This is a genomic window from Streptomyces sp. NPDC041940 (assembly GCF_055589465.1).
The window spans coordinates 206,206-228,205 of record NZ_JBVJBP010000007.1 but is presented as its reverse complement, the minus strand read 5'-3'; the positions used below and the strand labels follow the sequence as shown (position 1 = coordinate 228,205).

The 22,000-nt window shown below is 73.0% G+C and carries 20 protein-coding genes; 16 read left to right on the top strand and 4 right to left on the bottom strand.

Annotated features, from left to right (window positions below; all coding sequences use genetic code 11):
* Positions 1-43 precede the first annotated feature (43 nt).
* The 3 genes from ACZ6I3_RS15300 (at position 44) to ACZ6I3_RS15290 (ending at position 2,051) form a co-directional block, all read left to right on the top strand.
* Positions 44-1,261 carry a saccharopine dehydrogenase family protein gene (locus ACZ6I3_RS15300; protein ID WP_469414886.1) on the top strand — a complete coding sequence of 406 codons (1,218 nt, stop codon included), beginning with the start codon at positions 44-46 and terminating at the stop codon, positions 1,259-1,261.
* A gap of 112 nt (positions 1,262-1,373) precedes the next feature.
* The gene (locus ACZ6I3_RS15295) at positions 1,374-1,625 is read left to right on the top strand and encodes a WhiB family transcriptional regulator (protein ID WP_193478998.1); all 252 of its coding nucleotides are present in this window, start codon (positions 1,374-1,376) and stop codon (positions 1,623-1,625) included.
* A 75-nt stretch (positions 1,626-1,700) separates the two neighbouring features.
* Complete coding sequence (locus ACZ6I3_RS15290; RefSeq protein ID WP_469414885.1) at positions 1,701-2,051, top strand: DUF488 domain-containing protein; 351 nt, start codon at positions 1,701-1,703, stop codon at positions 2,049-2,051.
* Between the two features lie 19 nt (positions 2,052-2,070).
* Here the strand turns inward: ACZ6I3_RS15290 and ACZ6I3_RS15285 are convergent, their stop codons facing one another.
* The gene (locus tag ACZ6I3_RS15285; protein ID WP_469414884.1) at positions 2,071-3,744 is read right to left on the bottom strand and encodes an FAD-binding dehydrogenase; all 1,674 of its coding nucleotides are present in this window, start codon (positions 3,742-3,744) and stop codon (positions 2,071-2,073) included.
* A 17-nt stretch (positions 3,745-3,761) separates the two neighbouring features.
* The gene (locus tag ACZ6I3_RS15280; protein WP_469414883.1) at positions 3,762-4,394 is read right to left on the bottom strand and encodes a TetR/AcrR family transcriptional regulator; all 633 of its coding nucleotides are present in this window, start codon (positions 4,392-4,394) and stop codon (positions 3,762-3,764) included.
* A 119-nt stretch (positions 4,395-4,513) separates the two neighbouring features.
* Between ACZ6I3_RS15280 and ACZ6I3_RS15275 the strand changes: the two genes are divergently transcribed.
* The 3 genes from ACZ6I3_RS15275 (at position 4,514) to ACZ6I3_RS15265 (ending at position 7,274) form a co-directional block, all read left to right on the top strand.
* Complete coding sequence (locus ACZ6I3_RS15275) at positions 4,514-5,137, top strand: alpha-ketoglutarate-dependent dioxygenase AlkB (protein WP_469414881.1); 624 nt, start codon at positions 4,514-4,516, stop codon at positions 5,135-5,137.
* Positions 5,138-5,253: 116 nt separating this feature from the next.
* On the top strand, positions 5,254-6,000 hold the full coding sequence (locus ACZ6I3_RS15270) for an MBL fold metallo-hydrolase (RefSeq protein ID WP_469414880.1): 747 nt from the start codon (positions 5,254-5,256) through the stop codon (positions 5,998-6,000).
* A 41-nt stretch (positions 6,001-6,041) separates the two neighbouring features.
* Positions 6,042-7,274, top strand: a complete 1,233-nt coding sequence (locus ACZ6I3_RS15265) for a DUF4032 domain-containing protein (RefSeq protein WP_469414879.1) — start codon at positions 6,042-6,044, stop codon at positions 7,272-7,274.
* Between the two features lie 15 nt (positions 7,275-7,289).
* On the opposite strand, the gene ACZ6I3_RS15260 is transcribed toward ACZ6I3_RS15265, so the two are convergent.
* Entirely contained in the window at positions 7,290-8,171 is an 882-nt protein-coding gene (locus tag ACZ6I3_RS15260) for a universal stress protein (RefSeq protein WP_469414878.1), read from the bottom strand.
* A gap of 189 nt (positions 8,172-8,360) precedes the next feature.
* Between ACZ6I3_RS15260 and ACZ6I3_RS15255 the strand changes: the two genes are divergently transcribed.
* From ACZ6I3_RS15255 to ACZ6I3_RS15240, 4 genes are read left to right on the top strand one after another with little or no spacing between them, the layout of a single operon-like run.
* The gene (locus tag ACZ6I3_RS15255; RefSeq protein WP_469414876.1) at positions 8,361-10,037 is read left to right on the top strand and encodes an NAD(P)/FAD-dependent oxidoreductase; all 1,677 of its coding nucleotides are present in this window, start codon (positions 8,361-8,363) and stop codon (positions 10,035-10,037) included.
* Complete coding sequence (locus ACZ6I3_RS15250) at positions 10,034-11,479, top strand: ATP-binding protein (RefSeq protein ID WP_469414874.1); 1,446 nt, start codon at positions 10,034-10,036, stop codon at positions 11,477-11,479. Before ACZ6I3_RS15255 ends, ACZ6I3_RS15250 begins: the two co-directional genes overlap by 4 nt.
* Positions 11,476-11,838 (top strand): UBP-type zinc finger domain-containing protein, encoded by a 363-nt coding sequence (locus tag ACZ6I3_RS15245; RefSeq protein ID WP_469414872.1) that lies wholly within the window; start codon positions 11,476-11,478, stop codon positions 11,836-11,838. The genes ACZ6I3_RS15250 and ACZ6I3_RS15245 overlap by 4 nt, the downstream gene beginning before the upstream one ends.
* Before the next feature lie 29 nt (positions 11,839-11,867).
* Positions 11,868-14,804: a helix-turn-helix transcriptional regulator gene (locus ACZ6I3_RS15240; protein WP_469414870.1), complete on the top strand. Its 2,937-nt coding sequence runs from the start codon at positions 11,868-11,870 to the stop codon at positions 14,802-14,804.
* A gap of 47 nt (positions 14,805-14,851) precedes the next feature.
* On the opposite strand, the gene ACZ6I3_RS15235 is transcribed toward ACZ6I3_RS15240, so the two are convergent.
* A complete protein-coding gene (locus tag ACZ6I3_RS15235) occupies positions 14,852-16,096 on the bottom strand; it encodes an SGNH/GDSL hydrolase family protein (protein ID WP_469414868.1) in 1,245 nt (414 codons plus the stop codon).
* A 175-nt stretch (positions 16,097-16,271) separates the two neighbouring features.
* Here ACZ6I3_RS15235 and ACZ6I3_RS15230 point away from each other — a divergent pair, with 175 nt between their 5' ends.
* The 6 genes from ACZ6I3_RS15230 (at position 16,272) to ACZ6I3_RS15205 (ending at position 21,951) form a co-directional block, all read left to right on the top strand.
* Entirely contained in the window at positions 16,272-16,397 is a 126-nt protein-coding gene (locus tag ACZ6I3_RS15230; RefSeq protein ID WP_469414866.1) for a hypothetical protein, read from the top strand.
* Complete coding sequence (locus ACZ6I3_RS15225) at positions 16,397-17,821, top strand: CAP domain-containing protein (protein WP_469415035.1); 1,425 nt, start codon at positions 16,397-16,399, stop codon at positions 17,819-17,821. The genes ACZ6I3_RS15230 and ACZ6I3_RS15225 overlap by 1 nt, the downstream gene beginning before the upstream one ends.
* Before the next feature lie 79 nt (positions 17,822-17,900).
* The gene (locus ACZ6I3_RS15220) at positions 17,901-18,578 is read left to right on the top strand and encodes an AIM24 family protein (protein WP_469414865.1); all 678 of its coding nucleotides are present in this window, start codon (positions 17,901-17,903) and stop codon (positions 18,576-18,578) included.
* A 182-nt stretch (positions 18,579-18,760) separates the two neighbouring features.
* A complete protein-coding gene (locus ACZ6I3_RS15215) occupies positions 18,761-19,825 on the top strand; it encodes a tetratricopeptide repeat protein (RefSeq protein ID WP_469414863.1) in 1,065 nt (354 codons plus the stop codon).
* Positions 19,822-20,892: a polyprenyl synthetase family protein gene (locus tag ACZ6I3_RS15210; protein WP_469414861.1), complete on the top strand. Its 1,071-nt coding sequence runs from the start codon at positions 19,822-19,824 to the stop codon at positions 20,890-20,892. Before ACZ6I3_RS15215 ends, ACZ6I3_RS15210 begins: the two co-directional genes overlap by 4 nt.
* A 99-nt stretch (positions 20,893-20,991) precedes the next feature.
* Positions 20,992-21,951: a threonine/serine dehydratase gene (locus ACZ6I3_RS15205; RefSeq protein WP_469414859.1), complete on the top strand. Its 960-nt coding sequence runs from the start codon at positions 20,992-20,994 to the stop codon at positions 21,949-21,951.
* Positions 21,952-22,000: the final 49 nt, after the last annotated feature.

Sequence of the window (22,000 nt, the reverse complement as noted above, 5' to 3'; positions counted from 1 at the left end):
CTCAAGGGCCCGCCACGTTCTTCGCGAAAAGGGAGTTTCTGTCATGCGTGTACTGCTCGTGGGCGCCGGCGGTGTGGGCGGCGCGATCACCCGTATCGCGGCCCGGCGACCCTTCTTCGAGGCGATGGTGGTGGCCGACTACGCACCGGCCCGGGCTGAGGCGGCGGTCGCCGCGCTCGGCGGCGACTCGCGGTTCACCGCCGAGCAGGTGGACGCCGGCGACGAGCCGGCGGTGGCCGGTCTGCTGGCACGGCACCGCTGCGACGTCCTGCTCAACGCCACCGACCCCCGCTTCGTGATGCCCCTGTTCCGCGCGGCCCGGGCCGCGGGCGCCACCTATCTCGACATGGCGATGTCGCTGTCCCACCCGCACGGGGACCGGCCGTACGCGGAGTGCGGGGTGAAGCTCGGCGACGAGCAGTTCGCGCAGGCGGCCGAATGGGAGAAGGAGGGGGTGCTGGCCCTCGTCGGCATGGGGGTGGAGCCGGGCCTGTCGGACGTCTTCGCGCGGTACGCCGCCGACGAACTCTTCGACGAGATCGAGGAGATCGGCATCCGCGACGGCGCGAATCTGACCGTCGACGGCTACGACTTCGCGCCCTCGTTCAGCATCTGGACCACCATCGAGGAATGCCTCAATCCCCCGGTCGTCTACGAGAGCGACCGGGGCTGGTTCACCACCGCACCCTTCAGTGAGCCCGAGGTCTTCGACTTCCCCGAGGGCATCGGTCCGGTCGAGTGCGTCAACGTGGAGCACGAGGAGGTGCTGCTCGTCCCGCGCTGGGTCGACGCACACCGGGTCACCTTCAAGTACGGCCTGGGCCGGGAGTTCGTCGAGACACTGAAGACACTGCACCTGCTGGGTCTGGACCGCACCGACCCGGTGACCGTGCCGGGGCCGGACGGGCCGGTGGCGGTCTCGCCCCGGGACGTGGTCGCCGCGTGCCTGCCCGACCCGGCGACCCTGGGCGAGCGGATGCACGGCAAGACGTGTGCGGGCACCTGGGTGCGGGGCGTCAAGGACGGGAAGCCGCGCGAGGTGTACCTGTACCACGTGGTCGACAACCAGTGGTCGATGAAGGAGTACGGCAGCCAGGCCGTGGTGTGGCAGACCGCCGTCAACCCGGTCGTCGCGCTCGAACTCCTCGCCACCGGCGCCTGGTCCGGCACGGGCGTGCTCGGCCCGGAGGCCTTCCCGGCCGGCCCGTTCCTGGACCTGCTGACGGCCTACGGCTCGCCCTGGGGCCTGCGCGAGCAGTGACCGGTGAGGGACCCGTGTCCGGGGGATTTTGTTTCACGAGGCATCGACAGGCCACCCGAAAAGGAGTAAGCATCCGAACGGGCACGTTTCTACTGTGATGCAGGTGACTTCGATGGACAACTGGCGAGACCACGCTGCCTGCCGGCACGAGGACCCCGAGCTCTTCTTCCCGATCGGCACCACGGGCCCGGCCCTGCTGCAGACGGAGCAGGCCAAGTCGGTGTGCCGGCGCTGCCCCGTCCAGGACGAGTGCCTGCAATGGGCCATGGACACGGGGCAGTCCATCGGTGTGTGGGGCGGCACCAGCGAGACGGAACGGCGTGCGCTGAAGCGGCGCGCGGCAGCCCGGCGCCGCTCCGGCTGACGTCCGTCCACCGGCCGTTCGGTACGGCCGGGGTTACGCTCGCGGCAGACCCGTCCGTCACAGAAGGGGCCGGCCATGAGCGTGCGCGTCCGCCGTGTCTACGATCCGCCGGAGCCGGACGACGGGACGCGCGTCCTGGTCGACCGGCTGTGGCCGCGCGGACTGTCGAAGGACGCGGCCCGGGTGGACGAGTGGCCGAAGGCGATCACCCCGTCGACGGAGCTGCGCCGCTGGTACCACACGGGCGAGGCCTCCTACGAAGAGTTCGCCGGGCGGTACGAGGCGGAGCTCGCCGGCGACGAGGCCGCCGAACTCCTCGGCCATGTGCGGGACCTGGTCCGTGCGGGTGACGTGACGTTGCTGACCGCGTCCAAGACGCCGGAGCGGAGCCACGCGACGGTGCTGGCCCGCCTCCTCGAAGGCTGAGGAGGCGGGCCCGAGCCGGTCAGGCGGTCTGCTTCGCCGCCGCCCGGCCCGCGGCCCGCCCTGAGAAGAGGCAGCCGCCGAGGAAGGTGCCCTCCAGCGCGTTGTAGCCGTGGACCCCGCCGCCGCCGAATCCGGCGACCTCGCCGGCCGCGTACAGCCCCTCCACCGGTTTGCCGTCGGCCCCGAGGGCACGGGAGTCGAGGTCGGTCTGGATGCCTCCGAGGGTCTTGCGGGTGAGGATGTGCAGCTTGACGCCGATCAGGGGGCCGGCCGCCGGGTCGAGGATGCGGTGCGGGGTGGCGACCCGGCCGAGGCGGTCGCCGATGTAGCGGCGGGCGTTGCGGATGCCCTGCACCTGGGCGTCCTTGGCGTAGGGGTTGGCGATCTGCAGGTCGCGTGCCTCGATCTGGCGCTTGATCCCGGCCGTGTCGAGGAGCGGCTTGTCGGTGAGGTCGTTCATCCTCGCGACGAGTTGTTCGATGCTGGGCGCGGTCACGAAGTCGGCGCCCTTGCGCAGGAACGCGTCGACCGGTCCGGGCGCGCCCTTGCCGAGGATGCGTTCCTTGAGGAACCCGGCGCGGTCCTTGGCGGTGATGTCGGGGTTCTGCTCGGAGCCCGAGAGCGCGAACTCCTTCTCGATGATCTTCTGGGTGAGGATGAACCAGGAGTGGTCGTATCCGGCGATGTCCTCGGTGGTGCGCAGATGCTTCAGGGTGCCGAGGGTGTCGTAGCCGGGCAGGTACGGCCCGGGCAGGCGCCGGCCGAGGGCGTCGAACCACATCGAGGACGGCCCGGGCAGGATGCGGATGCCGTGGCCGGGCCAGATCGGGTCCCAGTTCCGCAAACCCTCGGTGTAGTGCCACATGCGGTCGCGGTTGACCAGCCGTACACCCGCCTCGGCGCTGATGTCGAGCATCCGCCCGTCGACGTAGGCGGGCACGCCGGTGACCATCTCCCGCGGCGGGGTGCCGAGGCGCTCGGGCCAGTGGCGGCGGACGATGTCGTGGTTCGCGCCGATGCCGCCGCTGGTGACGATGACGGCCTGGGCGGTGAGTTCGAACTCGCCGGCCGGGTCGCGGTTGGAGGCGACGCCGCGGGGTGAGGAGTCGTCGGCCAGGACCGTGCCGCGCACGCCCTGGGCGGTGCCGCCTTCGACGACCAGTGCGTCGACGCGGTGACGGTGGTGGAAGGTGAGCAGGCCGTCGCGCGCGGCCTGCTGGGCGTAGCGCACGAACGGTTCGACCACGCCGGTGCCGGTGCCCCAGGCGATGTGGAAGCGGGGCACGGTGTTGCCGTGCCCGTGCGCCGTGAGGTCGCCGCGCTCGGCCCAGCCGACGGTGGGCAGGAACGTGATGCCGTGTCCGTCCAGCCAGGACCGCTTCTCCCCGGCGGCGAACTCGACGTAGGCGCGCGCCCAGCGCACGGCCCAGGAGTCCTCGTCCTCCAGCCGGTCGAAGCCGGCGCTGCCGCGCCAGTCGCTCCAGGCGAGGTCGAAGGAGTCCTTGATGCCCAGGCGCCGCTGCTGCGGCGAGTCGACGAGGAACAGCCCGCCGAAGGACCAGAAGGCCTGGCCCCCGAGGTTGGCGGCGTTCTCCTGGTCGACGAGGGCGACCTTGCGGCCCTTGCTGGTCAGCTCGTGAGCCGCGACCAGGCCGGCGAGGCCCGCTCCTACGACGATGGCGTCGGCATCCATGGCGACCGTTCCCTTCCTCAGTTCTGATCGGGGGTGCCGCTGCCGTCGGTCAGCAGGGCCGTGAGCAGTTGCTTCAGCCAGACGCGGGCGTGCTCGACGTCCCGGTCCAGCAGCAGTTGCGTCGTGACGCCGTCGTACGCCGCGACCACGGCACGGGCCGCGCCGTCCGTGTCGCCCAGCACGGCGGGCAGTGCGGTGTGCCCGCGGGCCCGGCCGAGCCGGTCGGCGATCGCCTGCCGCAGCCGTGCGCGGTGTTCCAGCAGGCTGCGCGCCACGTCCGGGTCGCGGGCCGCGTGCACGAGGAAGTCCGTCTTCACCAGGAGCCAGTCCCGGTCGAGGAGCAGCACGTCGGTGACGCGGTCCACGGCGGCCGGCACGTCGAGGCCGGGTCCGTCGAGGGCGAGGGCGCCCGACACCTGTTCGGCGATCAGGTCGGCACGCTCGCGGTAGAGGGCGAAGAACAGCTCGTCGAGGCTGGAGAAGTTGGAGTAGAAGGCGCCTCGGCTGTAGCCGGCGGCCTCGCAGACCTCCTCGATGGAGACGTGCCCGAAGCCCTTGGCCGCGAACACCGAGAACGCCGCGTCAAGGAGCTTGGCCCGCGTGCGCACCCGGCGCCTGGTCACGCGCCCCGTCGTCCCCTCCACGGCCATGTCCGGCCTCCTTTCGATACATGACTGTATTCGATACACCGATGTATCGAAAGCCTCGCGCACGGAAGCCCTCTCCGACGAGATGGAACATACTTTCGATTACGGAGTAGGCTGGGCTCATGCACCTCCAGGGCTCCCTCTTCGACCAGACCGACGAGCTGCGCCTCGGTCCTCTCGACGGGATCAGCCGGACCGACCTCGGTTTCGGCGCCTGGCTCGACGTCCTGCCCGCATGGCTCAGCGGTTCCGACGACCTGTTCGAACAGCTGGCCGCCGAGGTGCCGTGGCGGGCGGAGCGGCGCACGATGTACGACCACGTCGTCGACGTCCCCCGGCTGCTCGCGTTCTACGGCGCGGACGACCCGCTGCCGCACCCGGTACTGGACGAGGCGCGGGACGCCCTGTCCGCCCACTACGCCGGCGAACTCGGCGAGCCGTTCACCACGGCCGGGCTCTGCTACTACCGCGACGGCCGGGACAGCGTGGCCTGGCACGGCGACCGGATCGGACGCGGCGCCCGCGAGGACACGATGGTCGCCATCCTGTCGGTGGGAGCACCCCGGGACCTGCTGCTGCGCCCGATGCGCGGTGGCCGCGACACCGTGCGCCGCCCGCTGGGCCACGGCGACCTGGTCGTGATGGGCGGCTCCTGCCAGCGCACCTGGGAACACTCCGTCCCCAAGAGCACCCGGGCGACGGGGCCGCGCGTCAGCGTCCAGTTCCGCCCGCACGGCGTGCACTGAGGCAGCCCGAACCGCCCTGTCGCGCGGGCCCCTTGAGGCGGACCCGGCGATTCCGCCTACGGCGGGGTCTGGTTTCCTTCTCTCGTCGGGCTGGGACCACACAACGCGGGGCGATCATGCGGGCAGACGTACGGCAAGTCGCGGACGGCACCTATCTGGTGCACGGCTCCAACACCAACTGGGTGATCCTCACGGAGGGGGACGCCGTCACACTGGTCGACACCGGCTACCCCGGGGACCGGGAGCAGGTCCTCGCCTCGCTCGCGGAGGTGGGCGGCTCCCCGGAGGCGGTCGCGGCGGTGCTGATCACGCACGCGCACAACGACCATCTGGGTTCCGCCGAGTACCTGCGCGCCACGTACGGCACGCCCGTCTATCTGCACGAGGCCGAAGTGCCGCACGCGCGCCGGGAGTTCCTGCACCAGGTGTCCGTCGGGACGGTGCTGGGGAACGCCTGGCGGCCGGGTGTGCTGCCGTGGGTGGTGCACGCGCTGCGCTCCGGCGGCACGACGCACAACCCGGTCACGGCCCCCGAGCCGTTCCCGACGGCGGGTGCCCTGGACCTGCCGGGACGGCCCGTACCGGTGCACACGCCGGGCCACACCGACGGGCACTGCGCCTACCACGTGCCGGGGACCGGCGTGCTGATCTCCGGCGACGCCCTGGTCAGCGGGCACCCCACCTCGCGGATCGAGGGACCGCAGCTGCTGCCGGACATGTTCCACCACGAGCGCCCGCGTGCCGTGGCCTCCCTGGACCTGCTCGCGGAACTGGAGGGCGAGCTGCTGCTGCCGGGGCACGGTCCGGTCCATCGCGGTCCGGTGCGGGACGCCGCTCTGCGGGCCCGCGAGCACGCCCTCTAATCTGATGTGACGATCGGCGGCGAGACAAGGACACCCGGCCCATGGCACTGCAGATCAGCGCGACCAACCCGGAGCACCCCGCGCTCTTGCTGGAACTGCCGTGGGACGTGCCCCTGGAGGAGTGGCCGGAGGAGTACCTCGTGCCCCTGCCGCGCGGTATCTCCCGGCACGTGGTGCGCTACTCCCGGGCCGGCGACGAGGTGATCGCCGTCAAGGAACTGGCCGCGCGGCCCGCGCAGCGCGAGTACGACATGCTGCGCGACCTGGACCGGCTCGGCATCCCGTCGGTGGACCCCCTGGCCGTGGTGACCGGCCGCACCGCCGCGGACGGCGCCCCGCTGGAGAGCGTCCTGGTCACCCGGCACCTGGGCGGCTCGATGCCGTATCGCTCGATGTTCGAGACGACCATGCGCCCGGCCACCATGCACCGGCTGATGGACGCGCTCGCCGTGCTGCTGGTGCGGCTGCACCTGGCCGGGTTCGCCTGGGGTGACTGCTCGCTGTCCAACACCCTCTTCCGGCGGGACGCGGGTGCCTACGCCGCCTACCTGGTGGACGCCGAGACCGGTGACCTGCATCCGCAGCTCAGCGTCGGACAGCGCGAGTACGACCTGGACCTCGCCCGGGTGAACATCAGCGGGGAGCTGCTGGACCTGGAGGCGTCCGGGGCGCTGCACCCGTCCGTGGACCCCATCGAGTTCGGCATGGAGATCTGTGCCCGCTACCGCGGCCTGTGGGACGAGCTGACCCGCACGTCCGTCTACCCGGCCGGCAAGTACCAGCACATCGAGCGGCGGATCCGCCGCCTGAACGAACTCGGCTTCGACGTCGCGGAGATGCAGATCGAGCACGCCTCGAACGGTGACACGGTCAGCTTCGTGCCCAAGGTCGTCGACGCCGGCCATCACCAGCGGCAGTTGCTGCGCCTGACCGGCCTCGACACGGAGGAGAACCAGGCCCGGCGGCTGCTGAACGACCTGGAGAGCTGGATGGCGACCCAGGACGACTACGCGCCGGGCGACCCCCTGGGCGCGCGCCCGGAGGTGCTCGCCCACCGCTGGGTTCGGGAGGTGTTCCGGCCGACCGTGCGGGCCGTGCCGCCCGAGCTGCGCGGCGCCGTGGACCCGGCGGAGATCTACCACCAGCTCCTCGAACACCGCTGGTACATGTCCGAGCGGGCCCAGCACGACATCGGCATCGAGACCGCGGTCGAGGACTACATCCAGAACATCCTGCCCAAGGCCCGCAAGACCCTGCAGCCGACCGCGGACTGAGCCGCCGCGGCCGCGTCAGGCGTGCGGCACCACGGCGACCGGGCAGCCCGCGTGGTGCAGCACCCCGTGCGCCACCGAGCCGATCCGGGCGCCGACGGCCGTACGGTGCGCCCGGCGGCCCACCACCATCAGCTGGGCCGTCCCCGCCACCGACAGCAGGACCTGGCCGGCGCTGCCCATCTCCACGTGCTCCGTCACCGGCACCTCGGGGAAGCGCTCCCGCCACGGCCGGACCGCCGCGTCCAGGCTCTTCTTCTCGTACGGCTCCAGTCCCCCGGCCTCGTCGAGGAGCTTCAGCGAGCCCGGGCTGTAGGCGAACACGGGCGGCAGGGTCCAGGCCCGTACGACCCGCACGGTCGCCCCGCGCGCGGCCGCCGTCTCGAAGGCGAACCGCAGCGCGTCGGCGCTGTCCTCCGGATCGCCCTGCTGGCCCACGACGATCTCGCGCCCGGCGGCCTCGGCCGAGGGCTCGTCGCCGGCCCGGACGAGCACGACGGGCCGGGCGGCCCCGGCGATGACCTGCTGGCCGACCGAGCCGAGCAGGAATCCGACGATCGGCCCGTGCCCGCGCGAGCCCAGCACCAGCGACTCGGCGCCGGCAGCGGCGGCGAGCAGGGTGTCGACGGCCGGCCCCTCCACGATGTCGGTGCTGACGTCGAGGTCCGGGTGCCGTTCGGTGACGGTCCCGACGGCCTCGGTCACCGCGTTGCGCACCCACTCCGCCTGGCGGTCGGCGTCCCCGGCGATCCGCGCCTCGGGCGCCTCCTGCGGCTGGGGCCGCCAGGCGTGCACCACCCGAAGTGCCAGCCCGCGCCGCACTGCCTCCCGGGCCGCCCAGGACAGAGCGGCGACGCTCTCCCGCGATCCGTCGACCCCTGCGGTGATCGGGCGTGTCATCCGGCTGCCTCCCTGTGGAACGTCACGGCGTGCTGCTCAGTCTTCACTACCCCCCGTCGGTGAGCCGAGGCGTCCGAAGCTGATCTCGGTATCGGAGCGCGGCGCGGCGATCGAACATACGATGGGCGAAGGTCGGTGCGGTGCCCCGGGGCTCCGTGCCGGTAGTCGACCGCCCGGTGTGGGGGACGTATGGCACAGGCCGCCGACGCGGCGCGGACCGTCATCATGACCGTGGACGACGACCCGGGGGTCTCCCGGGCCGTGGCCCGGGATCTGCGGCGGCGGTACGGCGCGTCGTACCGGATCGTGCGCGCGGAGTCCGGCGAGTCCGCGCTCGACGCGTTGCGGGAGCTGAAGCTACGCGGCGATCTCGTGGCGGTGATCCTGGCCGACTACCGGATGCCGCAGATGAACGGCATCGAGTTCCTCGAACAGGCCCTGGACGTGTACCCGGGCGCGCGGCGGGTGCTGCTGACGGCGTACGCGGACACCAACGCGGCGATCGACGCGATCAACGTCGTCGACCTCGACCACTACCTCCTCAAGCCGTGGGACCCGCCCGAGGAGAAGCTCTACCCGGTCGTGGACGACCTGCTCCAGGCGTGGCGGAACAGCGACTTCAGGCCGGTGCCCAGCACCAAGGTCGTGGGGCACCGCTGGTCGTCGCGGTCCTCGGACGTACGGGAGTTCCTGGCCCGCAACCAGGTGCCGTACCGCTGGTACTCCGCCGAGGAGCCGGAGGGGCGGCGGCTGCTGGCCGCGGCCGGCGCGGACGGGATGCGGCTGCCGGTGGTGATCACGCCGGACGGGACGCCCCTGGTCGAACCGGAGGCCGTCGACCTCGCCGCCCGGGTCGGACTCGCGACGACGCCGACGGCCGACTTCTACGACCTGGTCGTGATCGGCGGCGGACCGGCCGGGCTCGGCGCCGCCGTCTACGGCGCCTCCGAGGGGCTGCGCACCGTGCTGGTGGAGCGGTCGGCGACCGGTGGCCAGGCGGGTCAGAGTTCGCGCATCGAGAACTATCTGGGCTTCCCCGACGGTGTGTCGGGCGGGCAGCTCACCGACCGGGCTCGGCGGCAGGCGGCGAAGTTCGGCGCCGAGATCCTCACCGCGCGTGAGGTGACGGCGCTGGAGGTCAACGGCGCCGCCCGGATCGTACGGTTCTCCGACGGCTCTGCGGTCGCCGCGCACAGCGTGATCCTGGCGACCGGCGTGTCCTACCGGCAGCTGGCCGCGCCCGGCTGCGACGACCTGACCGGGTGCGGGGTGTTCTACGGGTCGGCCCTCACGGAGGCCCCCTCCTGCCAGGGGCAGGACGTGTACATCGTGGGCGGCGCCAACTCCGCCGGGCAGGCGGCGATGTACCTGTCCCGGGGCGCCAAGTCGGTGACGCTGCTGGTGCGCGGCCCGTCGCTGTCGGCCTCGATGTCGCACTACCTCATCCAGCAGATAGACGAGGCGCCCAACATCCAGGTGCGCTCCCGCACGGTCGTCGAGGCGGCGCACGGCGACGGCCACCTGGAACGGCTGACCCTGCGCGACGTGGACAGCGGGCACACCGAACAGGTCGACGCGCAGTGGGTGTTCGTGTTCATCGGAGCGGCCCCGCTGACCGGGTGGCTGGACGGCACGGTGCTGCGGGACGAGCGCGGATTCATCCTCGCCGGGCCCGATCTGACCTCCGACGGCCGTCCGCCGGAGAGCTGGGAGCTGGACCGGCCGCCGTACCACCTGGAGACGAACGTGCCCGGCGTGTTCGTGGCGGGCGACGCCCGTGCCGAGTCCGCCAAGCGCGTCGCGTCCGCCGTCGGAGAGGGAGCCATGGCCGTGATGCTCGTCCACCGGTATCTGGAGCAGTCATGAGCGGGCGGTCGATGCCGTGCAGCCCCCAGGAGATCGGGGCGCTGTTCCTGTTCGAGAAGCTCACGCCCGAGCAGCTCGGCAGGCTGTGCGGCGAGGGGCGGGTGGAGCGGTTCGAGCCCGGTCCGGTGTACACCGAGGGAGAGCCCGCCACCTGCTTCTACGTGATGCTCGAGGGCACGGTCGTGCTGTACCGCCGGGTCGGCGGGGACGACGTGGAGGTGACCCGGACCTCCCAGCGCGGGGTGTACGCCGGGTCCATGCAGGCGTATCTGGGCGACCGGGTGCGGCAGGTCTACAACAACTCCATGCGCGTCACCGAGCCGACGCGGTTCTTCGTGCTGCCCGCCGACACGTTCGCGGACATCATGCAGGAGTGGTTCCCGATGGCGGTGCATCTGCTGGAGGGGCTGTTCTTCGGTTCGAAGAGCACCCAGCGGGCCATCGGGCAGCGCGAACGGCTGCTGGCGCTGGGCTCGCTGTCCGCGGGGCTCACCCACGAACTCAACAACCCAGCGGCGGCGGCCGTACGGGCCACCGCGACCCTGCGGGAGCGGGTCGGCAAGATGCGGCACAAGCTGGCGATCATCGCGCAGGGTTCGTACTCCCCCGAGGTCATGGCGAACCTCATCGACCTCCAGGAGCGCACCGCCGAGCGGGTCGCCAAGGCCCCCACGCTGAGTCCGCTGGAGGCCTCCGACCGGGAGGACGCGCTCAGCGACTGGCTCGACGACCAGGGCATACCGGACGGCTGGCGGATCGCGCCCACCTTCGTCCAGGCCGGTCTCGACGTGGACTGGCTGGACCAGGTCGCGGCGGCCGTGGACGAGGATATCCTGCCGAGCGCCATCGGGTGGCTCAACTACACCGTCGAGACCGAGCTGCTGATGGACGAGATCAACGATTCGACCACCCGCATCTCGCATCTCGTCGACGCGGCGAAGCAGTACTCGCAGCTCGACCGCGCGCCCTTCCAGAACGCCGATGTGCACGAACTCCTCGACTCCACCCTGCTGATGCTGTCGGCGAAGACCGGCAAGCGGATCAAGGTCGTCAAGGAGTACGACCGGACGCTGCCGAGGATCCCCGCGTACCCGGCCGAGCTCAACCAGGTGTGGACGAATCTCATCGACAACGCGGTGTCGGCCATCAACAGCGCGGGCGGCGAGGGGACGTTGACCGTGCGGACGGCTCCGGACCACGACCGGCTGCTGGTGGAGTTCCGGGACACGGGCGTCGGCATTCCGGCGGAGGACCGGGGGCGGATCTTCGATCCCTTCTTCACGACGAAGCCCGTGGGTGAGGGGACCGGGCTCGGGCTCGACATCTCCTGGCGGATCGTGGTCAACAAGCACCACGGGAGCATTCAGGTGGAGTCGGAGCCGGGGGACACACGGTTCCAGGTGCTGCTTCCGCTTACATCGGTCGAGGAGGAGCCTTCATGAGTGGCGACAGTGGTGACAGCGGGATCGACCCGGGCGTGCCGCCGAGCGGCAACGGGTGCGTCGAGTGCGATGCGGGTGGCGGGTGGTGGTTCCATCTGCGGCGGTGTGCGCAGTGCGGGCACGTGGGGTGCTGTGACAGTTCGCCCGCGCAGCACGCGACGGGGCATTTCCGGGCCACCGGGCATCCCTTGGTGCAGAGCTTCGAGCCCGGTGAGAACTGGTACTGGGACTACTCGGCGAACGAGCTGTACGAGGCCGGGCCCGAGTTGGCTCCGCCGGGGAGTCATCCCGCGGATCAGCCGACGCCGGGTCCCGCGGGGCGGGTGCCGGTTGACTGGGCGAAGGTGTTGCGGGCCTAGGTGCCCCCTGACAGAAGAAGGTTGGTTCAGTGCCCCAGGGTTCATTCGTCACGCCGGTTGTGGGGCGGGAGTCCGAACTTGCCCGGCTGAGTGGCGTGCTGGAGCGTGCCCGGGGTGGGGAAGCCCGTGCGGTACTGGTCGCCGGAGACGCAGGGGTCGGTAAGACGCGGGTCCTGGAGGAGGTTTCCGGACAGGCCGCCGAAGCCGGGATGACCGTCGTCACCGGGCACTGCGTGGACCTCGGGGACGTCGGGCTGCCGTATCTGCCGTTCACCGAGGTGCTGGGGGTGCTCGCGGGGGATGAGCGGTTCGCCGCCGCTCTGTCCGCGCACCCGGTCGTCGAGCGGTTGCTGGGGGCCGGGACCGACGGTGTCCGGGACGTGGACGGGCGGTTGCGGCTCTTCGAGGGGATGGCGGGGCTGCTCGCCGCGGCGGCGGATGTCGCCCCGTTGCTGCTCGTGCTGGAGGATCTGCACTGGGCCGACCAGTCGTCACGGGATCTGCTGCGGTTCCTGCTCGGCCGGGGTGTCCTCCGGCACCGGCTGGCGGTCCTCGCCTCGTACCGGGCCGACGACCTGCACCGACGGCATCCGCTGCGGCCGCTGCTGGCGGAGTTGATACGGCTGCCCTCCGTGGAGCGGCTGGAGTTGCGGCCGCTGGCCGACCCCGATGTGGCCCGGCTGGTACGTGCCCTGGAGCACCGGCCGCTGCCGGACACCACCGTGCGGCGGATCGTGGAGCGCGCCGAGGGGAACGCCTTCTACGCGGAGGAACTGTTCGCGGCCACCGACTCGGAGCCCGGTGGGGTGCCCGGCGGCCTCGCCGACGTACTGCTGATCCGCTTCGAGCAGCTCTCCGACACCGCGCAGCAGGTGCTGCGGACCGCCGCCGTCGCCGGACGCCGGGTGGAGCACGAGGTGCTGCGTGAGGCGGTCGGACTGCCCGAGGAGGAACTGGAGTCGGCGCTGCGCGAGGCGGTGGGACGGCAGCTTCTCGTGGCCGGGGACGACGACACGTACTCGTTCCGGCACGCCCTCGCCCGCGAGGCCGTCTACGCCGATCTGCTTCCCGGGGAGCGGGCGCGGCTGCACGGCGCGTTCGCGCGGCTGCTCGCCGGGCGCGGCCGGACCGCCGAGAGCGCCGCCGAGCGCGCGCACCACTACCGGGAGAGCCACGACCTCGCCGAGGCGCTGACCGCCTCCCTGGAGGCGGCCGACCACGCCCAGCGGGTCGGTGCGCCCGCCGAGGAGCAGCGGCATCTCGAAGCGGCCCTGGACCTGTGGCCCGCGGTGGGTTCCGAGGTCCGGCCCTCGGGCGGCGGCATCGACCGGGTGACGCTGACGCTGCGCGCCTCGGCGGCGGCCGTGCACGCCGGGGAACTGCACCGCGCCGTCTCCCTCACCCGGTCCGCGCTGGGCGAACTCGGCCAGGACGCCGACTCCGAACTCGCCGCCCGGGTCCGCTACACCCTCGCCGGGAACCTGCTGAGCGTGGACAGCCTGACGGCGGCGTTCGCCTACAGCAGCGAGGCTCTGGGGATGATCCCCGAGGATCCGCCGTCGCGTACCTGGGTGTGGGCGGCGGCCACTCATGTCATGGCCGCACGTCACGTCGGGGAGAACGAGACCGCGGTGCGGGTCGCCCGCCGGGCCCTGGGTGTGGCGGAGCGGCTGCGGGTGACCGATGCCCAGGCGGACCTGCTAATCTCCCTGGCCGTGTTCGACGGCGGCGGGCGGCGCAGCCCGGAGGGCCGTGAGCGGCTGATCAAGGCCCGGGAGCTGGCCCGGAGTTCGGGCAACGCGCCGGTGGAGCTGCGCGCCCTGTTCAACCTGGCCATGGGGTGCTACGAGTCCGGTGCGCTGGCGGAGTGCCTGCCCTGGCTGACGGAGGGCCTGGACCGGGCCCGGCGCGCCGGGCTGCTGTCCTCGCCGTATCCGCTGGAGATGCGGTACCTGCGGCTGCTGGTGCTGCATGTGCTGGGCCGCTGGGACGAGTGCGTGCGCGCGGCGGCGACGGACGCGGACGTGCTGCCGGCGGCCGGAGGCTACACGGACGGTCCGGCGCTGTCCGTGGCGCTGGCGCGCGGCGATCTCGTCGCCGCCGACCGGGCGCGGGCGCTGCTGGAGGGGCCGTTCGACTGGATGGGCACCCTGGTCGCGGGCATCGTGCTCACCGACGCCGCCGGGCTGCGCCGCGATCCCGAGGACGCGGTGCGGTGGACGCGGTCCACGGTCACGGCCCTCACCGACGAGGCGGGCACCCGCCCGGACGTCGCGGTCCGGCTCGCCGCCCTGGCGTTGTCCGCGGTGGCCGACGCGGCGGCCGGGCTGCGGCTGACCGGCGACGAGGCGGGAACCCGCCGCTGGACGGACACCGCGACCGAACTCGTGGAACTGGCACGGGCCACCGCCACACGCGGCGAGGACGGCGGCCCCCAGGGCCCCGAGGGGCAGGCCTGGCTGGCCCGGGCGGAGGCGGAGTGGCTCCGGGCCGTGTCGGGGCCGGACGCCGCGGCCTGGTCGGATGCGGTGAAGGCCTTCGGCTACGGCGATGTCTACGAGCGGGCTCGCTGCGGGTTGCGGTACGCCGAGGCGTTGGTGGCGGCCGGGCGTCGCGAGGAGGCGGTGGCTCAGGCGCGGGCGGTCCGGGAGACCGCCGACGCCCTCGGCGCCACGCCGCTGCGGGAGCAGCTCGACGCCCTGGTCCGGCGCGGCCGGCTCTCGGACACACCGGGCGCCGAGGACCGGGCCGGCGCGCTCACCGCCCGCGAGCAGGAGGTGCTGCGGCTGCTCGCCCTCGGCCGCAGCAACCGGCAGATCGGCGACGAGCTGTTCATCAGCGGCAAGACGGCGAGCGTCCATGTCTCCAACATCCTCGCCAAGCTGGGCGCGTCGAGCCGCGGCGAAGCGGTGGCGATCGCCTACCGGGAGGGCCTGATCACCCCGGAGCCGACGGCGTCCGGCTGACCGGCACGACCGGGTGAGCACGCCGTCGAGGCGCCGAACAGACCGGGCTAGCGGCTTCCGCAGTCGAGGCTCTCGAGATCGACGGCGTCGGCCATCGCCTGCATCCCCTTGTCGTTGGGGTGCAGATGGTCGCCGCCGTCGAAGACGGGGCGGATCCGCTCGGGGTCGTCGGGGCTGCGCAGGACGCGGTCGAAGTCGGCGACCGCGTCGAACTCGCCGCTGTTGCGGATGAAGGCGTTGACCTCCCGGCGCACGGCCTCCCCGGCGGGGTCCCATTCCTGCCAGCCCTTGAAGGGGGCGATCGTGGACGCCACGACACACTTGCCGGCCGCGTGCACCCGGTCGATCAGGGTGCGGTACCCGGCGATCAGCTGGGCGGCCGTGGGGCCCGGTTCGAGCTTGATGTCGTTGACACCCTGGAAGAGGAACACCGTGCGCACGCCGGGCAGCGAGAGCACGTCCCGGGAGAGGCGGTTCAGGGCGCTCTGCCCGGGACCGTCGGTAAGGACCCTGTTTCCGGCGATCCCCGCGTTGGCGACCCCCTTGACCGTCGTCGTGGGGGACTCGGCCAGCCGGCGGGCGAGGTAGTCGGGCCAGCGCCGGTTGAGGTCGGTGGTGGACTGCCAGCCGTCGGTGACGGAGTCGCCCAGGGCGACCACGGCACCCGCGGCGGACCGTGGCCGCACGGTGACGGCGTCGAGGTAGGACCAGGAACCGGTCCGCTGTTTCCAGTGGGCCGCGCTCTCCTGCGCGGTGTGGTCGCCCTCGGTGGTGTACGACGTCTGCATCGCCATCCAGTGCCCGGTGAGCGCGCCTGCCGCCCGGGCGGCGTAGAGGCTGACGACGAGCGAGCTCGCGGCGGGGACGTGGCCGGGCAACGGGTCGCTGTGGACGATGCCGCCGGCGGGGACGGTGACGGAGCGCGCGCCGTCGAAGGTCAGGCGTCTGTTGCTGCCGGGGACGAGCGCGGCTCCCTCCCGTTGCAGGCCGGCGTGGACGCTGCCGAAGGTCACGGGCTGCTTGCCGAAGGCGTTGGACAGCCGCACCCGCATACCGCTGCCGCCGACGCTGGTGTGCACCACCAGCCGGTAGCCGCGGCCGTCGACCGCCTCGCCGATGTGGTCGGCCGAGGAGGCCCAGGTGACCACGCCGTCCCCTGGCTCGGCCGGGGCGCTGGGAGGCCGGGCCGGCTCGGCCCCCTGGGGTGTCGCGCCGGCTCCGCAGCCCAGCACCAGGCAGGTGGAGAGGGCCGCCAGGGCGGTACGGCGGCGGGGGCGTGCGCTGCGGGGCATCGTCGGCGCTCCTTCGGCCGGTCGGCGGGCGTTCTCACGGCGCGAGGTCTCGTAGGGTCGTCGAGCCGCCGGGCGCGCGGCGGCTCGTCCGGGTGGTCCCGGCATACGACACGGTAGTGGTGCGTCCTCCGACGCTTTCCACGCCCCCGGCCGCGACGGCACGAGCGTCTCGATCATGGCGTCAGGACGACTGCGGCACGTCGATCCGGCCGACGACGGCCTGGTGGAAAGTGAGCCGGCCACCGAGGCAGAGGTCGTCGACCGGAACCCTCGCGCTCCCCAGGCCGTTGTCCGGGCGTGATAGGCGAGTTGGTCCCCGGTGGCAATCTGGCGTTGCCGGGCGGTGCGGTGACCGTCCGGGTGCCCGGGCCGTTCGACGTGTCCGCGCTGATCACGGACGACAGCGGAAAGGTCCGGGGCGACGGCGACTTCGTCTTCTACAACCAGCCGGCCGCCCCGGGAGCCGCGCTGCGGGATGACACGCTCAGCGTGGACCCGGCGAGGTTGCGTCCCGGAGCCACCCGGCTCACCGTCGCCGTCAGTCCGGCAGAGCCCGGAACCACCCTGGGCCGCCTGCCCTCCCCCACGCTCCACGTCACCGACGCCGGTGGCCGCCCCCTCACCCGGTTCACCCCGCCACACCCTGGGCAGGAGACGGTGCTGCTGCTCGCGGAGCTCTACCGGCGCGGCGACCGCTGGAAGCTACGGGCCCTGGGCCAGGGGTACGCCGACGGACTGGCGGGAGTCGCCCGGGACTTCGGCGTCGATGTCGTGGACGACACGTCCGCGTCGGGGCCGGGCGCGCTCGGCGGCGGGGTGCTCCCAGCGGCTCTCGCGCCCGCGGCCGGGCAGGCGGCGGCCTCGGCCGCACGGCACCGGGCAGCGGCCGAACCGGCCCACCGTGCCGTCCACTCCCCCGGACCTCCCGCCTTCACGCCCTCCGCACCCGGTCCCGACGGGTTCGTGGCGCTCGTCAACTCCGCGCGGGCCGAAGCCGGTTCGCCGCCGACGGCCCTCGACGCCCGTCTGGCGTCCGCGGCCCGGGAGCACGCCGCCGCCATGGCCATGACGGGACGCCTCGGCGTCGAGAGCCGGGACGGTGTCTCCGTCTACCAGCGCGTCACCGGCGCGGGATACGCGTATCTCACCGTCGGCGAGCACCTCGTGTCCGGCCCGCGCACACCCGCCGAGTTCGTCGCCTACTGTCTGCGCACCGACGCTCCGCGCCGCACCCTGCTCGACCCGGCGTTCACCCACACCGGACTGGCCCACGTCCACGACGGCCCCTCCGGTGACACCTACTGGACCGCCCTGTGGGCCCGGCCGTTCACACCGGACGGACTGGTCGGCACGGCAGCGGCCGTCACCGACCTCACCAACCGGGAGCGGGCACGGGCCGGGCTCCCGCCCCTGGCCGTCGACCCGCTGCTCACCACCGCCGCGCAGGCGCACAGCGCCGACATGGTGGCCCGCGCCTTCTACGCGCACACCGCGCCCGACGGCAGCCGGCCCTGGGACCGGGCCGCCGCGGCCGGATCCACCCGGCGTTCCATCGGCGAGAACATAGCCTGCGGACAGCGCTCCCCCGCCGAGGTCGTGGAGGGCTGGATGAACAGTCCCGGCCACCGGGCCAACATCCTCAAGCCCGGTTTCACCCACATCGGCATCGGCTTCGCGGGCGGCGGCCGGGCGGGCACGTACTGGACGCAGCTCTTCGGCGCCTGACACCGCGCCACCGCGCTCCGGGCCGTCGCCCCCGCCCGCGATCTTGGCGGAGGGAGACGCTCCGGGCGAGGATGCCCGCATGAAGGGTGACCTCTTTTCCAGCGAGCACATGGCCCAGCCGCCCGTCGCGGCGGGCATGACGATCGAGAACGCCAAGTGCGTCCGGTACACGGTGAACGGCGAGATGCTCTCCCGGCAGGGCGCGATGATCGCCTACCGCGGCAACCTCCAGTTCGAGCGCAAGGGCCAGGGCATGGGCGGCATGCTCAAGCGCGCGGTGACCGGGGAGGGACTGCCGTTGATGGCGGTGCGCGGGCAGGGCGAGGCCTGGTTCGCCCACGAAGCGCAGAACTGCTTCATCGTCGACGTCGAACCCGGCGACGAGTTCACCGTCAACGGCCGCAACGTGCTGTGCTTCGACGCCACGTTGTCGTATCGCATCGCGACCGTGAAGGGCGCCGGCATCACCGGCGGCGGTCTGTTCAACAGCGTCTTCACCGGGCACGGCAAACTGGGCCTGGTCTGCGAGGGGACCCCGCTCGTCATCCCGGTCTCCGCGCAGTACCCGGTGTACGTCGACACCGACGCGATCGTCGGCTGGACCGCAGGCCTGCAGACCTCCCTGCACCGCTCCCAGTCCATCGGGTCGATGCTGCGCGGCGGCTCCGGCGAGGCCGTGCAACTGCTGCTCCAGGGCGAGGGACACGTCGTGGTACGGCCGAGCGAGGCGACCCCGCAGAAGCCCGGGCAGCACTGATCGAAGCGCTGAAGCCCCTCGGGTGATCTACGCCTCACAGGCAACCCGGTCCGTTCCACCGACGTCTTGATCGGCAACAGGTGTGCCCTGGCCCTCGTGGCCAGGGCCGGTTTCCCCCCTTCTATACCCACCATGTATACACAGCGCGTATACATGGTGGGTATACGGACCGAAAGGCATCGATGTACGGCAAGGCATTCGCCCCGGAGTACCAGGGCGCGCTCACCACTCTGTCCGTCAACTCCTCTCTGACCGACGTACTGGCCGCCGGCACCGAGCAGTTGAGGGCGGCCGAGCGTGCCGGCGAGCCCGGGGAGGTGGCGCGTTCCGGACTCGCGGTGGCCGAGGCGCAGCGCAGGCTGGGCCGGGTCGCGGACGCGGACCGGGCCTGGAAGGCGAGTTACCGCGCCGCCCGCGAGGCCGAGGACGTCGGGGCGATGGCCTGGGCCCTGTGGAGCGGCGGCACACTGGCCCGGCAGCGCGGCGCGCTCCCGCTGGCCCGCCGCCTCCTCCAGCTCGCGGCCGACCTGGGCGAACGCGGCGGGGACATCGTCGTACGCGGCTACTCGCTGGCGGGCCTGGCCGAGACCGGCCGCATCCAGGGCGACTACGAGGCCGTCGGCCGGCTGCACGAGCAGTTGCTCGCCGAGGCCCGGCGGCGCGGGGAGGCGCGGCACACGGTGTGGGCGCTGGAGGGCATCGCGCAGATGCACCGCAACACCGGGGACTACGACAGGGCGTACGCCCTGTTCGAGGAGTCCGCCGAGATCGCGGCGCGCGCCGACGACCGGCGTGGTCACGCCTGGGCGCTGCGCGGTCTGGCCGACGTGGTGTCGGTGCGCGACGGAGACACCGAGCGAGCCCTGGAGTTGCTGAGCGAGGCGGAGACGACCTGCCGCGCGATGCGGCTGTCCAGCGCGCTGGCCTACAACCACAAGATGCGCGGCAACGTGCTGTACCGGGCCGGGCGTTACGCCGAGGCACGCGATCTGTACGAGCAGGCGCTCGCGGAGTTCCGTGAGATGAGCGAGCCGCGCGGGGAGGCGCTCTCGCGCCTCGGGCTGGCCAAGTCCCTGGCCCGGCTGGGCCGCGACCGCGGCGAGACGGCGGCCGAACTGGCCGAGCTCGCCGGCAGGCTGGAGCGGATCGGCCTCCAGCACGCCCGCAAGATGGTGGCCCGCGCCCATGAGGAGCTCGGCATACCGGACACGGGGCTCGCTCTCGCCGGGGCGGAGGCGGCCCGATGACGGCGCTCCCCATGGCGGTACGGGCGACACGTCAGGACCTCGCGGCCCCGGCCCGCACCACGCGCTCCGCGGACGCCCACCAGATCCTCGAACGCTGCCGCACCCTCGTGCGCCCCGCCCTGGCCGAGGCCGTCGGGCGGCTGCACCCCTGGATCGGCGAGATGGCCGCGTACTCCTTCGGCTGGTGCGAGGTGGGCGGCGCCCCGGCCGCCGCCTCGGGCGGCAAGGGCGTACGGCAGGCGCTCGCGGTGCTGGGCGCCGAGGCGGCCGGTGCGCCCGGCCGGTCCGGGGTGGCGGCGGCCGTGGCGGTGGAGCTGGTGCACACCTTCTCCCTGCTGCACGACGACATCATGGACGGTGACGCGGACCGGCGCCGCCGCCCGACCGTGTGGAAGGCCTACGGCACGGGACCCGCGGTGCTCGCGGGCGACGCCCTGTTCGCGCTGGCCGTCGAGACGCTCGCCGCGCAGCCGGGCGGTGCCGGTGCCGTGCGGACGCTGTCCGGGGCGCTGGGCGATCTGGTGCGGGGGCAGGCGGACGACCTGCTGTTCGCCGAGCGGCCCTGGACGGGACCGCAGCGGGTACGGCCCGACGAGTACCGGACGATGGCGGAGCTCAAGACGGGCGCCCTGCTGGGCTGCGCGGCCGCGCTGGGCGCCGTGCTCGGGGGTGCCGCCCCGGAGACGGTCACCGCGCTCGACCGGGCGGGCCGGCACCTCGGGATCGCCTTCCAGATCGTCGACGACGTGCTGGGCATCTGGGGTGACCCCCGGGTCACCGGCAAGCCGGTCCACGGCGATCTGCGGGAGCGCAAGAAGACGTTCCCGGTGCTGGTCGCGCTCGGCTCCCCGAGCGGCGGCAGGATCGCCGCGCTCTTGGAGGGCGGCGAGGAGCCCGACGCGGCGGCGGCCCTGATCGAGGAGGCGGGCGGCCGTTCGGCGGCCCTGGCCGAGGCCCGGCGTCACCTCGCCGCCGTCGAGACGGCGCTCGCCGGGGTGCCACTGGCGGCGGGAGCCGCCGGCGAACTGCGCTCGCTGCTCGACTTCCTGGTCCGGCGCGACGTCTGATCCGGTGGCCTCCGCCCGGCGTGATTGACCTCGGCCGGGTCGGCGGGCCAGGGTGCGACCAGGCGCGTTCCGCGACCCGCGCCCGGAAGGACGACAGCAGTGATCGGCATCTCGGAGATCGAAGCAACGGCCGAGCGGATCGCCGGGCACGTCGAGCGCACCCCGACCGTGCCCAGCCCGGGGCTGTCGGCGCTGCTCGGCGCCCCGGTCACCGCGAAGCTGGAACTGCTGCAACGCACCGGCTCGTTCAAGGCGCGCGGGGCGGCGGCGAAGCTGCTGTCGCTGGGCGAGGCCGAGCAGGCCGCGGGGGTGGTGGCGGTCAGCGGCGGCAACCACGGGATCGCCGTCGCGGTCATGGCGGCGGCCCTCGATGTGAAGGCCACGGTCGTCATGCCCCGCTCGGCGCCTTCCCGTGCCGTGGAGATCGCGGAGGCGTCCGGCGCGTCGGTGCGGCTGACCGACGACATGGACGGCGCGTTCGCGCTCATGACGCGCCTCCAGCAGGAGGGCCTGACCCTGGTCCACCCCTTCGACGACCCGGTGGTGATCGCCGGGCAGGGCACGGTCGGCCTGGAGTTCGCCGCCGACGCCGGGGAGCTCACCGACGTGCTGGTCAGCATCGGGGGCGGCGCGCTGATCTCCGGGGTCGCCGCGGCACTGCGGGCACGCCGGCCCGGGGTGCGGGTGTGGGGCGTGGAGACCGAGGGCGCGCAGGCCATGTCCGAGGCGCTGGCGGCGGGCGGTCCGCTGCCGGTCGCGCTGTCGTCGATCGTCTCCACGCTCAGCGCCCCGTCCGTGTCGCGGCTGACGTACGACCATGTCTCGGCCCTGGTCACCGAGGTGCTCGTGGTCCCGGACCGGGAAGCCGTGCGGGGCTCGCTGGAGCTGGCCGACCACGCCAAGGTGTGGGCCGAACCGGCCGCCGGCTGTCTGCTGCCCGCCGCCCGGCAGGTCCTGGAGCGGGTCGGTGACGGAGCCCGGCTCGGCCTGGTGGTGTGCGGGGGCAACGCGACCACGGGAGACATGATCGCCTGGACGCATCGCTTCGGGCTGCGCTGAGGATCCGACCGCCCTCGGGGAATCCGTCGCGGAATTCATCGGAGGGCTC